Annotated in this window: 11 protein-coding genes; 5 read left to right on the top strand and 6 right to left on the bottom strand. The window is 38.0% G+C overall.

Annotation, left to right across the window (positions count from 1 at the left end; all coding sequences use genetic code 11):
- Positions 1 to 60: 60 nt before the first annotated feature.
- From DWX33_RS13125 to DWX33_RS13110, 4 genes are read left to right on the top strand one after another with little or no spacing between them, the layout of a single operon-like run.
- Positions 61 to 570 (top strand): DapH/DapD/GlmU-related protein, encoded by a 510-nt coding sequence (locus DWX33_RS13125; RefSeq protein WP_158593840.1) that lies wholly within the window; start codon positions 61 to 63, stop codon positions 568 to 570.
- Entirely contained in the window at positions 567 to 1,619 is a 1,053-nt protein-coding gene (locus DWX33_RS13120; protein ID WP_122369091.1) for a glycosyltransferase family 4 protein, read from the top strand. Before DWX33_RS13125 ends, DWX33_RS13120 begins: the two co-directional genes overlap by 4 nt.
- Positions 1,620 to 2,867, top strand: coding sequence for a glycosyltransferase family 4 protein (locus tag DWX33_RS13115; RefSeq protein WP_122369090.1), 1,248 nt, complete (start codon positions 1,620 to 1,622; stop codon positions 2,865 to 2,867). It begins immediately after the preceding gene.
- Positions 2,857 to 3,597: a WecB/TagA/CpsF family glycosyltransferase gene (locus DWX33_RS13110; RefSeq protein WP_122369089.1), complete on the top strand. Its 741-nt coding sequence runs from the start codon at positions 2,857 to 2,859 to the stop codon at positions 3,595 to 3,597. The genes DWX33_RS13115 and DWX33_RS13110 overlap by 11 nt, the downstream gene beginning before the upstream one ends.
- On the opposite strand, the gene DWX33_RS13105 is transcribed toward DWX33_RS13110, so the two are convergent.
- From DWX33_RS13105 to DWX33_RS13085, 5 genes are all read right to left on the bottom strand, one after another.
- Positions 3,592 to 4,470, bottom strand: coding sequence for a phosphorylcholine transferase LicD (locus DWX33_RS13105; protein WP_230328091.1), 879 nt, complete (start codon positions 4,468 to 4,470; stop codon positions 3,592 to 3,594). The genes DWX33_RS13110 and DWX33_RS13105 overlap by 6 nt on opposite strands.
- Positions 4,471 to 4,475: 5 nt before the next feature.
- On the bottom strand, positions 4,476 to 5,465 hold the full coding sequence (locus tag DWX33_RS13100) for an O-antigen ligase (protein WP_230328090.1): 990 nt from the start codon (positions 5,463 to 5,465) through the stop codon (positions 4,476 to 4,478).
- Between the two features lie 629 nt (positions 5,466 to 6,094).
- Positions 6,095 to 7,339, bottom strand: coding sequence for an oligosaccharide flippase family protein (locus DWX33_RS13095; RefSeq protein WP_122369086.1), 1,245 nt, complete (start codon positions 7,337 to 7,339; stop codon positions 6,095 to 6,097).
- A gap of 12 nt (positions 7,340 to 7,351) precedes the next feature.
- Positions 7,352 to 8,467 carry an NAD/NADP octopine/nopaline dehydrogenase family protein gene (locus DWX33_RS13090; RefSeq protein WP_122369085.1) on the bottom strand — a complete coding sequence of 372 codons (1,116 nt, stop codon included), beginning with the start codon at positions 8,465 to 8,467 and terminating at the stop codon, positions 7,352 to 7,354.
- Between the two features lie 4 nt (positions 8,468 to 8,471).
- Positions 8,472 to 10,289 carry an aminotransferase class I/II-fold pyridoxal phosphate-dependent enzyme gene (locus DWX33_RS13085; RefSeq protein ID WP_122369179.1) on the bottom strand — a complete coding sequence of 606 codons (1,818 nt, stop codon included), beginning with the start codon at positions 10,287 to 10,289 and terminating at the stop codon, positions 8,472 to 8,474.
- 243 nt (positions 10,290 to 10,532) lie between these two features.
- Here DWX33_RS13085 and DWX33_RS13080 point away from each other — a divergent pair, with 243 nt between their 5' ends.
- Positions 10,533 to 11,849: a UDP-glucose/GDP-mannose dehydrogenase family protein gene (locus DWX33_RS13080; protein WP_122380532.1), complete on the top strand. Its 1,317-nt coding sequence runs from the start codon at positions 10,533 to 10,535 to the stop codon at positions 11,847 to 11,849.
- Between the two features lie 3 nt (positions 11,850 to 11,852).
- On the opposite strand, the gene DWX33_RS13075 is transcribed toward DWX33_RS13080, so the two are convergent.
- Entirely contained in the window at positions 11,853 to 13,097 is a 1,245-nt protein-coding gene (locus tag DWX33_RS13075; RefSeq protein ID WP_122380531.1) for a metallophosphoesterase, read from the bottom strand.
- Positions 13,098 to 13,130 lie beyond the last annotated feature (33 nt).

Below are 13,130 nucleotides of genomic sequence, written 5' to 3'. Positions count from 1 at the left end.
GCTATTTTATGTGTCAAGGGAGGGGCTAATCGCTTGCTTTCGGGGATATATAAGAATTGGATGATATCTTGTGGTCACAATGTTCGTTTTTCTGCGATCACATCTGATTTTACATATCGGAATATCTCCATTGGTAATAATGTGTATATCGGCCCTCGTGCTTTATTTGTGGCGACAGAAAGCCGTATATATATAAAGAATAAAGTTTTATTCGGCCCGGGAGTGACTATCATAGGAGGAGATCATCGAATGTCGGATGTTGGATCTTTTATGTATGACATAAAAGTAAAGAAGCCAGGAGACGACTTGGATGTGCATATAGAAGATGATGTATGGATCGCGGCGAATGTAACGATATTGAAAGGTGTGACGGTGGGACGTGGGGCCGTGGTTGCTGCGTCTTCTCTGGTCATACATGATGTGCCTCCATATGCGATTGTTGGTGGAGTTCCTGCTAAAGTCTTGAAATATCGTTTTCCTACCGATGATATAAAGAAACATGAGGAGATCTTATATGAACCGCATGAGCGATTGACTATTGAGCAAATAAATACAATAAGGAAAGAATGAGTTCGAAGAGAGTTTTAGTGGTTGCGACATCTCGAGGTACGAGGGGAGGGATCACCGCTGTTGTTAGTGCTCATGAAAAGGGTAAGCAATGGCGTAAATATCATACGAGATGGATTGGAGCATATATTGATAGAAGTAATATAATGAAAATCTATTATTTTATAACTTCGTTAATTCAATATCTGCTTCTTTTGCCATTTTATGATTTAGTTCATATCCATGTATCGACGCATACATCTGTATTTCGAAAATCGTTTTATTTGTATCCAGCAAAACTCCTAAGGAAGAAAGTTATAACTCATTTGCATTGTTCCACCCCCTCTATCATTTATGAGAAACGAAATCGCATCCTTTATCGGACAGCGTTTCTTGCGAGTGATGTCGTTTTCGTGTTATCCTCACAATGGAAAAAGTATGTAGAGGAAGCCTTGGATGTTAAATATAATGTACGTATATTGTATAATCCAATCATATCTTTGCCTCTCGTAGGAACGAATTATGAGAGAAAAAAATATATCTTGTTTGCTGGTACTATTGATAAAAGGAAAGGATATAACGATTTGATAAAAGCGTTTTCCGGTTTGGTCACCCAGTATCCGGAATGGAAATTGATGTTAGCAGGAAATGGAGAGATTGAGGAAGGAAAAATGTTGGCAGAGTCTTTAGGGATTTCTTCTAATGTGGAATTTTGTGGTTGGGTATCCGGAAAAGAGAAAGACCGGCTGTTTGGTGAGGCCTCCATTTTTTGTCTACCGAGTTATGCGGAAGGTTTTCCAATGTCGGTATTGGATGCTTGGGCTTTTGCTCTTCCTGTCGTTTGTACTCCTGTTGGTGGTATTATGGATGTTGCGAAAGATGGTGAGAATATTTTATTATTTGATCCGGGGGATATAAAGAAATTGCAAATCCAGCTAGAGGCATTGGTCAAAGATGAGAATTTGCGAAACCATATAGCTGAGGAATCGCATAAATTGTCTGAATCGGTGTTTAATTTAGATTTTATAAATAATCAACTAGGCGAGGTCTATAAAGAATTATTAGGGGAATAAATGATATCTGTCTTAGTAAATGCATATGCGTGTAGTCCGCATTGGGGCTCTGAACCCGGTATGGGTTGGAATTGGATTTTAGCATTATCCAAGTATTGCGAACTATACATCATAACAGAAGGTGAGTGGCGAGATAAAATAGAAGAGGCCTTGAGTAGTTTACCCCAAAAGGATACTATTCACTTTTTTTATCTGCCGGTAGAGCCTTGGGTCCGTGAGATTTGTTGGAATCAAGGTGATTGGCGTTTTTATTATTATTATCGAAAATGGCAGGAGAGAGCGTTGGAGCAAGCGCATCAGATTATGCGGCAATATCCGATTGATCTTGTTCACCAATTGAATATGATAGGTTTTAGAGAGCCCGGTTATTTGTGGAGAATAGAGGGTTTACCTTTTGTTTGGGGGCCTGTTGGTGGAATGAATCTTTTTCCTGAATGTTATTTGGCGGGCGCTGGCTTTAAATATGCTTTTAGACTGAGATTGAAGAATGTGCTGAATAAGTTGCAAATGCGATATTATCCGAGAGTGAGAAATGCGGTACGGAGGGCGGATGCATTATTGGCTGCTACCCCGGAGACGCAAAAAGTCTTTCAAGGTTATTATCAGCGAGATTCTTTCCTGATCAGCGAGACGGGTTGTGCACTTGGTGAATATAACTTGAATGTGGATCGCTACTCCTCGAAAGGTCGGTTGGACTTGCTTTGGGTGGGACGTTTTTTCTATGCTAAACAATTGAATATAGCCTTGGAGACGATTGCGAATTTAAGGGATCTTGATGTTCGTTTGCATATCGTAGGGGAAGGGAGTGTTGAAGAGACTGCTTATTATAAAAATTTAGCGTCTTCATTGTCTGTTGATGATAAATGTGAGTGGTATGGGAAAGTCCCTCATGAAGATGTTTTTAAATTAATGCAAGATGCGCATATCTTCTTTTTTACCAGCGTATCGGAAGCTACTTCCACGGTTGTTTTAGAAGCTTTACAATGTAATTTGCCTGTGATTTGCTTTGATACTTGTGGCTTCGGAGCGGTTGTGAATGAAAAAATAGGGCGTAAGATAAAGTTGTCCGATCCTCATGCTTCTGCTCGTGCTTTTGCCTCCGTGATAAGAGAGTTGTCAAAGAACCGGGGTATGTTGCGGGAACTATCAGCAAATTGTATGAATGAGATTCAAAAACTATCATGGGATTATAAAGCAAAGCAAGTATTATCTATATATAGTCAAGTGTTAAAAAAGTATGGTGGATAAAAAAATATTAGTTGGCGATTTTGAGATAGCTTCCTGTTTTCAGTTGGATAAGCTTCCGGAACGGCGTTGTGTAATAAATACGATTAATGCTTATTCTTGGGTCATGACTAACTCTGATTTTGTTTTTAAGAAGGCTTTACAAACGAGTGATGTCCTATTGCCGGATGGAGTGGGAGTCGTGTGGGCTACTCGTTTGCTAACAGGGATAAAGATAAAAAAGATAGCAGGTGCGGATCTGCATCGTATGCTGTTAGAACTTTTAGAGAAAAAACAGGGATCTTGTTTTTATCTAGGGGCTTCTGATAAGACATTAGAAAAAATAAAGTTACGTTTAAGCAAAGAGTATCCTTCCATAAAGGTAGGAATGTATAGCCCGCCTTATAAAGCTCAATTCTTGGAAGAGGATAATCGGTTAATGATAGAGGCAATCCAACGATTTGAGCCTGATGTTGTTTTTGTTGGCATGACAGCTCCAAAGCAAGAGTCTTGGATCTTTCAGAATCATAAGTTTATCGATACCTCTGTTATTTGTGGAATTGGAGCGGTTTTTGATTTTTACTCTGGAACAAAGAGTAGGCCACCTCAGTGGATGATCGACTGGAACTTGGAATGGTTTGGACGCTTGATTAGCGAACCTAGGCGTATGTGGAAAAGATATCTCGTATATAACTGCGTTTTCTTATACGATATATTTAAAGTGTATATGAAAAGGGGAAGAAAGAAATCATAAGATTTCTTTCTTTTTTTTTAATATAGGCTCTAAGCGGAGCGCATGTTTCTGTATCCGATCTTTCATTGGAGGAGGAGTCATATAGTTTTCTCCATACAATTGAGTTAAGTAAGCATTCGCATTGTGTGGAACTTTAACGATAGCATCTTCGAATTTCATATCCTCTAAAGGAAATATTTCATCATACTTAAAGTATCTCCTCCAAGGTGTATCCATTCCATGACCGATAAGACACTCGTCATTAGAAAGTTGTAAATTCTTATTAATATGTTTTTGTATCATTTTCTTATAGATGATAGTCAAATATTTGAAAATGGGTTCAAACGAGGATATTAGTTTATTCTTTAAAGAGCGATCTTTCCCCAGCTTTGCGTCTAGGCATTTAGTGATAAATCTGAAATAGCTCTTCATACATTTCTCCATGGCGAAAGATAATCCTCCTGTGTGATAACGATCTGTCGGGAAAATATCAATAAAAAGACCTTGCTGATACTTTTGATTTTCCATACCTTCAGATATAATTAGGCTGTTTTTATCTCTGACTTTACACGGTAGTGGTAGATAATCGTAAGAGGGATCGGTCTCTTGTGTCTGTAGGAATATGTCTGTCGGAAATTCTAAAGGGGCGATTTGTATAAATCGGTTGTAATCCTCGCGTAACATACAAATATCAAGATCATCATCCCAAGGAATGAACCCTTGATGACGTACTGCACCTAGAAGGGTACCGGAGCATAACCAATAACGTAGGTCATGTTTCCGGCAAATGTAGTCTATAATTTTTAGCATACGTAACATTACAAGTTGCGCTTGTCTTAAAGGGGTTTCTCCTGTTTCTCGGATGTCAGGAAATATAGATTGGAAGTCTGTCATATATATTATTCTTTTGTTTCTTTAATTTCATCATCTATCTCGGCTATATCATGTGCTCTAATTCGCTGTTTCATATTTGCATAGATGATACCCATAAACATCATGAAATAAAGACCTCTATTGCTGGTAAATGTTGCGTCTGCGATATTTTCTACAGCAAAAAAAGCTATCAAGATCATGGCAATGTTAGTAAGTTGCATATCAGAAGTAACTTTGAGGTAATGAAGCGCCTTTTTAAGCAGATATATCCAAAATAATATGAATAGAATAACTCCTAGGACACCGAATTGAGCTAATGAGGGATAGTAAGTGTCCGAGATGAAACTATGATAACTCTTACTGATACCCCATACTCCGTCTATCTCATACTTCTTGTAGATAGGTGAGTAATAGGCCCCGGATGCGAATGTTGCGAAGCTTCCTAATCCGCAGCCAAAAGGAAAGTAATCTATAAATATTAAGAAAGATGTTGCGTATAAAGCGAAACGAGCTACATAATCTTTCTCCGCACCTTCTGATATACCTTGCAAAAAATAGAGTTCGATTTTTTCTTTGGCTACGAATGCGATGAAAACAGTGATACAAAGAAACAAGATGATATTTTTCAGATTGACTTTGATACGGTCCGTATGGTTGAAATAGAGTACGATAAAAGCAGCCAAGATAAAGAAACCATAAAATTTTGATCTGCCGGATGCCAATCCGATCGCTAACATAATAATAAAAAGTATTCTGTTTTTCCGTGAGTTTTCGCTTGTATAAAAGAATACTAAAGCTAGCGCTGTAATAGCTGCCGCATAGTTGGATGCATGTGCCATAGTAACCGTGAAGATTTTAGGATTAACCATGCCTGCTATACCAATGGGAATTAGCAATCCCCAACATAAAACACTACTTTGGCGTAATATAGTCTTCTGCTTTTCACTAAATGTGGGCATGAGTTGATATACGCAGAAGAATGCCAAGTAAGGCTTTAGCTGGATAATGAAATCCATTAGAATACCTTTGGTACTATTACTATGAATGTAAAATGAATAACATAAATAGAATAGAAATACGGATAGGACAATCATGAAAAACTTATTGATCTCCCAGTCCTTGGTATTGAACATATGAAATAGGAACATGAGAAATAACAAGGCTCCACATAATTCGTCAATCGACTGAAAACCGATTAGCCCATATAATACGACACCAAAAAAAAGAGTAATGAGAAAAAGATGATAGAAATGTCGGTCGATAAATTCTTGTATCATGTTGAATGTTTACCTAATGTCAATTTGTACTCACTATATACTTAATATATAACTTTGCAAAAATAGGCATTATTTTCTTCACATCTATGCCTCGCACTTTTTTTAGTAAAGATTTAAGTCTTTGGTTATATAGGTAGAGTTGGCAGGGGCAACTAGCAAGTACAATAAATAACAAAAATAGAAATATAATATGAAGAAATATTCCATGCGTTTTTTGAATGGACCTGCTTTTCATTTCAGCTCCTCTTATTGAGTAGATTTTATTGGATGTTGCTTACGAAAAAGGTATCTTAGGCTTATTGACCGGCAAAGTTAAGATACTTCGCCAATGAACCTAAGATACTTTACCAATGAGCCTAAGATACTTTTTATATTTGGAATAGCCGGAATCTGCGTACCCCCCAGATGCGGAAAAGGATAAGAAGCGTCTCTGACATGACTACCATCATGGCTACTGTAATGGGAGAAATGGCTCCGTAAATGTATAGAACCACTAATCCTGTGATGTGTACAACTGAGGTTGTCATGACAGTATAGTTCGTATATAGAGGGTGCCCCATGGCCGCAAGGAATGGATAGCCTAACAACATGGATGGGATGGTTACAAAGCAAGCGGTTACGAGTATACGGAATACTTCCAGTATATTAGGATCCGCTGTCCCATAAACGATATCCAGCACATAGGATGCTAATAGGAGTGCGGCTGCCACACAAAATAGGTTGGTGAACGTGATCCTATAGAATATCTTCTTGAAGAACAATACATCCCGACTTTTCGCTATATGAGGGAATAAAACCCCTGTGAATGGAGATAATAATTGATTGTAAGCTTGATATAGTTTCTCGGCTGCCGAATAATATCCGACCATCGTATTCCCACAAACAAGTCCTAATAGAAAAGAATTGCTTGTCGTGAATAAGGAAGTGGAAGCTCTGGCTAAAAAATAGGCTGAGCTGTCTTTTAAGGAACTGCTTATCTGACTGATCGAGGTGAAGTACCATTTCATCCCCATCTTGAAATAGACGATGAATAGGCTGACGATTCCTGCGAGAACAAAACCAATGCTATAAAAGATGGGTACATATATATAATCTTCTGGTTTTCGTATGAAAATAAAGAAGGGAATGAAGCTTAATGATTTCGCTACTATATTAAAAACCGTAATGTATTTCATGTTCTCCATCCCTTGAAAAAACCACATCGGAAACATCACATTTCCTAAGATTATGCCGAAATACAGCAAGTAAAAGATGGACTCTGTGCTGAATTTGTCAAAATAAGAAATCAAAGCCAATAGTATGGCTAAGCTGATACCACATAGGATAAAGCGACCTATCATGGCACTATTCAAGTAGGAATTGATTTTCTGTAAATCATTCCTATGTTCGGATATGTATTTCGTGGCAGAGAGATTAAAACCAAAATCTGTAAACATCACGAAATACTGCATCAGAGAGTAACCGAAAGTAACTAGTCCCCACCTCTCGACACCTAATACTCTAAATAGAAATGGAAAGGATAATAGAGGTAATAAATAATTAACTCCTTGGAGCAATGCCAAGGAGATAAAATTTATAGCCATAGGGCTTTTCAGCTTACTCTTGATTCTCATTTGTCGTTGTATTTAGAGATTATATAGATCTTCGATCGTATTTATACCAAAATTCTGAACGATACCTGATTCTCGGATATCTTTTCCTGTTAGTTTATTATCGTTTGCTAAATAGCATTTTCCCATCTTTTTTTGCATCCAGAGAATAACTCTGTCTATCATGGGAGTTTCTTCTTCAAGAAGAAGCCCTAAAGATTTAATGATTAATAAGCCGTATGGGACATCTTCCGTAAAATATCGGTTTGTATAATCTACCTTGAATTTATTTCCGTGAGCTACCATTGTCATTTTTATCCCTTTAAAAGCCTCAATTGAGCGAATCTTTCTTGTCAAGGAAACTGCGTCTGTTGACTCGTAATACTGAAGTAGTGAAGGAATCTCCTCTTGCTGAATGGCTAATCGGGATAATATATTTTGAAACTCTTGATCGCATTGGATTAGCACTTCGGAGCTTGTATTATCCCATTCCTCATAAAAAAGAAACTCTTTCTCGTATATATCTGCTTGGATAGATGATAGCATACCATAGATACGAGACGGGTGCAAAATAGGGTTGCTATTTGTCAATGTTGCTTCTAGATAATGCCCTAAGGTAACAGTGGGTGTGCTTAACGCTTTTGTGAAGAAAGCGGCGAGTCCTTCCAAGTCACTATCTTTGTTGCCTCCGATCTTGAGTTTTGATTTATATCCTTTTAGCTCGGCACTTTTGCCATATTCTTTCACTCTGCTGATATAAGGTACCCGTTGGAATCCAAACAACCGATGTTCCTTACCCAGCTCATGACGAGCCATCCAGAAAAAACCACCACTGCTAATGACTGTACCGATCTCAATATTGTTATTAACATATGGGGCGATTGCATGCAGAGTTTTTTGGATGAGATAACCGGGCACACATAATAATATAATATCAGAAAAGGGTATAACCTCTTCCGGATACTTTGATATTTTTGCGATTTCTCCAGTTATGATGGTGCCGTTACAATCTGTTACATGGATATGATTAGACCATTGCTCAGGATGTCCTGTCAGCAAATTTACTTGATAGCCATTATGATTCAGACTTGCGGCTATAGTATGTCCCAGACCTCCGCCTCCGCAGATACATATAGTACGATAATTATACATATTCTTACTTTCCTAATTGTAATAAAGCTTCTGTTAACTTGTCATTATCATCTCTGTCACGGATAGCGAGCCGAATATATTGCTTGCCATTAAATCCTGCCTTTGGCGAGCAATTCTTTATTAAGATATTACTTTGCGACAATAATGAGCTGCAAAGTTCCTCTGCCGTATATGTGTCAGTGACCTCGCATAAGAAATAATTGGCGGCCGAAGGTATAACCCTTAAAAAAGAAACTTGTCGCAAGTTAGAGAAAAAACGATCTCTTTCCCTCAAGAATTTGAGACAAGCTTTTTCGTAATCATCTTTATACTTTATAAAGATTTGCATATAAAACTCAGCGAAGGAGTTTATGTTCCAAATTGATATGTCTTTTTTCAATAAACGGATCAACTCTTTATTTCCGGACGCTAGGAATCCTAATCGCAATCCCGGTACTCCATATGATTTGGATATACTTTTAATCACGATTAAGTGTGGATTCAAGTTCAGAAGGTCTTCGTCCAATAAAGAGATACTATTGCCGGATTGGGCGAAATCAAGAAAAGACTCATCAACAACCAACTTGATCTCTTTTGATTTGCTCCATTCCAACAAAGACATCAATTCTGCTTTGGATAATAAATTTCCGGAAGGGTTGTCCGGGTTAATTATTAAAAGCTGTTTGATAGGCTTGTCCTTGAAATAAGCCATGATATCAGATCCGGTATAAGAGAAATCCGGATTGTCTGGGATAAAGTATTCCAATGCTTCTTGATTTAATCTATTGGGATATTCCTCGAAAGTGGGCAAAATAACCCCAGTCTTACAGGAAGGCAAGATTCGCATATAGCTATTGATAAGTTCCGCCGCTCCATTTCCTACAATGATCTGGTCTGCGGAAATCCCTGCGTATCGAGCGGCTAATTGGGCATTTACTTGCATTCCTGAAGGATATTCTGTTAAAAGCGTATCAAAATTGGCTTTCATCTCCTCTTTTAAGCGAGGATTTGGAAAATAAGGATTTACTAAATAGCAGAAATCCAGCAGCATAGGAAAACGCCAATATCCACCAAACCGTTTACCATAGAGAGACAATGCCTGCTTCTCTTCTGCGAATAATGCTTCCGCATTATTTAAGTCCTGCTGATCATCGATCTCATACCATTTTTCCGAGTCTATTTTTAATGCTTTAAGATCCGGTTTATTTAATAATGAGATTACTTTCAAGACTTGTTCGTAATATTCGTTGTTACCTAAGGCTTTGCAATAAGCCTCAAGGAAAGGAACGTATTTGTTCATTGAGAATTCCTTACTAAATTTATAAATATTCACAGTTTTATAATAGGAATCTTTAAGGCTGAACATGAATGCCTTCTTAGAAATAAAGTTTAAGATGTTGTTTTCCTCATCTAATGTCACGACTGTTCCATCCATCCAACTTTGGTATTTGGCGACTACGGCAAGGTTGGGGTTCGGATCTGCAATTAATTTTTGAAGAATTATGTCTGAGAATATTAGATCAGACTCTAGCAAAAGCGTCTCGTCCTCAACAAGGTACTTCTTGGCTAGGTATAAAGAGTATATGTTATTTGTTTTATCGTAAATAGAATTTTCGATATATAAAATGGGTATGTTGCCAATTTTATTGCCTATCAGTGATTTGACTTTATCTCCTTTATATCCGATAACAAGGATAATACGGTCCAGCTGTAAGTTTCCAAGCTGTTTGATCATACGCTCAATTAAAGTTTGTTGATGTACTTTAATCATGCACTTTGTATTCTCTCGGGTAAGTTCACCTAGACGTTTACCCATTCCTGCTGCTAATATAATCGCTTGCATAAAATCTTTTTTATTAATTATCTTGATGGACTTTTTTAAGTAAAAGCTGCAAGGGTGCATTTTTTATTTTGCCACAAGATGTTTTTTGTTAATAGAAACGATTAAACTATGGTTTCATTGTATAGGATATCGTTCTTTTGCTTTTTGTTTTTGAAAAAGCTTCCAAAGTTATGTATAATTCTTGAAATAGTCTTACTTTTGTATCTTTTTTAAATGCACTATAAACATAAGTAATAGATATATATGAAAATAGCGATTGTAGGTACAGGCTATGTCGGGCTGGTAACGGGTACTTGTTTTGCGGAAATGGGGACTGAGGTCTTTTGTGTGGACGTGGATAAGGTAAAGATTGAGAATCTAAAGAAAGGCATAGTTCCTATCTATGAACCGGGGCTAGACGATATGGTGGCACGCAATTCCCAAGCTGGTCGTCTTCATTTTATGACTGATTTAAAAGAATGTTTGAATGAGGTCGAGGTACTGTTTTGTGCGGTTGGTACACCTCCCGATGAGGATGGTAGCGCAGACTTGAAGTATGTGCTTGAGGTTGCCCGTACGGTAGGACGCTATATGAATAAATATATCTTGGTTGTTACGAAAAGTACGGTTCCGGTAGGCACTGCCCAGAAAATCAAGAAAGCGATCAAGGAGGAACAAGCCTTGCGAGATGTGAGTATTGAATTTGATATCGCTTCTAATCCTGAATTCTTGAAAGAAGGTGCGGCTATCAAGGATTTTATGAGTCCAGACCGGGTTGTTGTTGGGGTTGAGTCTGATCGTGCTCAGAAGTTGATGGCGAAATTGTATCGTCCTTTTTTGTTAAATAATTTCCGTGTAATCTTCATGGATGTACCATCTGCGGAGATGACAAAATATGCGGCGAACGCTATGTTGGCTACTCGCATCAGTTTTATGAATGATATTGCCAATTTGTGTGAGAAAGTTGGGGCGGATGTCAATATGGTACGTAAAGGAATCGGTACGGATGCCCGTATAGGTAGTCGTTTCTTATATGCGGGTTGTGGATACGGTGGGTCTTGTTTTCCTAAAGACGTTAAGGCGCTTGTGAAGACCGCAGCCAACAGTGGTTACCAAATGCGTATCCTAGAAGCGGTGGAAGCCGTAAACGAGGAGCAGAAATCGATATTGTTCCGTAAATTAATGAAACATTTTAGAGGAGATATACAAGGTAAGCGAATTGCTTTATGGGGATTGGCATTTAAGCCGGAAACGGATGATATGCGAGAGGCTCCTTCGCTAGTCTTAATCAAAAAGTTGAAAGAAGCCGGATGTGTAATTTCCGCCTATGATCCGGTTGCAATGCCCGAGGCTCAAAGACGTTTACCTGTGGGGGTGATTTCATATGGTAAAGATATTTATGAGACCGTGATAGATGCAGACGCTTTGTTGCTTGTTACGGAATGGAAAGAATTTCGTATGCCCTCTTGGTCTGTTATCAAGAAATTGATGTCTACGCCTTTAATTTTAGACGGACGTAATATTTATGACAAGACAGAGTTAGAGGAAGCCGGTTTTATCTATCATTGTATAGGTCGGTAAATTTTAATTATACGAGATTGTATGAATCTCCGGATAGTTACGATCATTAGAAGGTTTATAGGCACCGAAATAGGTGATGTAAATCTTCTTTTCTTTTGTATCTACAGCATAGATACAAAAACTGTTACTTGATAGGCTATCCTCTTCACGTATGACCCTGTTGTATACCACGCCTTTTTCACTTGGAGCTTGATTGGTACAAAGGATCATTTTTTGTGGAACGAGTTCCGTGCTTTCATTTTCTAATCCAGTCACGTCAAAATAGGCGTTGCAGTGGATATGTCCACCTAGATAGCAGACAAATTCTCCTTTGCGGTCACTGAAATCTGCTTTGACATTGATGGGGTCTAGGTTGAATTGATTTGGATATACTTTTTCTAATGAGGAACGAGTACGAAAGGCTTCAATGATTTCGGGAATCATATTCCACGAATGGACATAATCCCCATCACATAAATAGGTATCGTTATTTACACTACGGCGTTGAAATGGGTAATGAGTTAAGATAATGACGCTATGATGGTCTGTCATGCCATTTTTTAATGCGGTGTTTATAAGCCAGTCTATTTGTTTCTGGGAGAAATATGCGTAAGATAAAGTATTATATTGGGATGCTGGTTGGTCTAACATATCAAGGGCGATGAAACGGATCGTACCTCCTTGAGGGTTTGCTACATCCGAATAGTAATAATTCTCGGCACTATTTCGATTCTTCGAATAATTACTGTTGGCGAATAATATTTCGTTGATCTCGTTTTTATAAAAGAAGGTACTGCCTATCTCTTCCTCGGAATTGCTGTCATGATTTCCTGTACAAATAAAGGTGGGGACATGATTTTCATCATAAAGGTAATGAATAAATGAGTGCATATATTCTTTCGCCTTCTTTTTCTTATCAATAGAGATAAAATCACCCGTAGCGGTTATCGCATTGATCCGCAGTTCTTGTTGATTGGCGAATTGGATGGATTGTCGTAGATTTATAGGTAACTCGTAATTATTGCTCGGAGACCAAGAGGATAAATGAGAATCCGAAATATGGACGATCTTAAAACGTTCATAACTTCCACTATCTGTTTTATTGTACATGATTTTCGCTAGTCTCTGAGCTGCGAGCTTATTGTTTTCCCAATAAAAAGGTTCATTCTCTCCGCTACGCAAGTTGAGGTTTTTCCAATCATCTTTACAGCCCGCTGACAAGATCAGCAGGATAAAAAGAGCATATATTTGTAAGGCCGTGTTATTCATAACCTATGGTGTATTAGAATAACGCAAATATAA

This window comes from Parabacteroides sp. AF19-14 (genome assembly GCF_003635485.1).
Lineage (GTDB): Bacteria > Bacteroidota > Bacteroidia > Bacteroidales > Tannerellaceae > Parabacteroides > Parabacteroides distasonis.
The sequence above is the reverse complement of the archived record's forward strand: the minus strand, read 5'-3'. Positions and strand labels throughout refer to the sequence as shown.

Bases quoted from the DNA above. Each gene is read 5' to 3' on its own strand.
- DWX33_RS13125 (WP_158593840.1), top strand. From the start codon at position 61: ATGATATCTTGTGGTCACAATGTTCGTTTTTCTGCGATCACATCTGAT.
- DWX33_RS13120 (WP_122369091.1), top strand. From the start codon at position 567: ATGAGTTCGAAGAGAGTTTTAGTGGTTGCGACATCTCGAGGTACGAGG.
- DWX33_RS13115 (WP_122369090.1), top strand. From the start codon at position 1,620: ATGATATCTGTCTTAGTAAATGCATATGCGTGTAGTCCGCATTGGGGC.
- DWX33_RS13110 (WP_122369089.1), top strand. From the start codon at position 2,857: ATGGTGGATAAAAAAATATTAGTTGGCGATTTTGAGATAGCTTCCTGT.
- DWX33_RS13105 (WP_230328091.1), bottom strand. From the start codon at position 4,470: ATGACAGACTTCCAATCTATATTTCCTGACATCCGAGAAACAGGAGAA.
- DWX33_RS13100 (WP_230328090.1), bottom strand. From the start codon at position 5,465: ATGGATTTCATTATCCAGCTAAAGCCTTACTTGGCATTCTTCTGCGTA.
- DWX33_RS13095 (WP_122369086.1), bottom strand. From the start codon at position 7,339: ATGAGAATCAAGAGTAAGCTGAAAAGCCCTATGGCTATAAATTTTATC.
- DWX33_RS13090 (WP_122369085.1), bottom strand. From the start codon at position 8,467: ATGTATAATTATCGTACTATATGTATCTGCGGAGGCGGAGGTCTGGGA.
- DWX33_RS13085 (WP_122369179.1), bottom strand. From the start codon at position 10,289: ATGCAAGCGATTATATTAGCAGCAGGAATGGGTAAACGTCTAGGTGAA.
- DWX33_RS13080 (WP_122380532.1), top strand. From the start codon at position 10,533: ATGAAAATAGCGATTGTAGGTACAGGCTATGTCGGGCTGGTAACGGGT.
- DWX33_RS13075 (WP_122380531.1), bottom strand. From the start codon at position 13,097: ATGAATAACACGGCCTTACAAATATATGCTCTTTTTATCCTGCTGATC.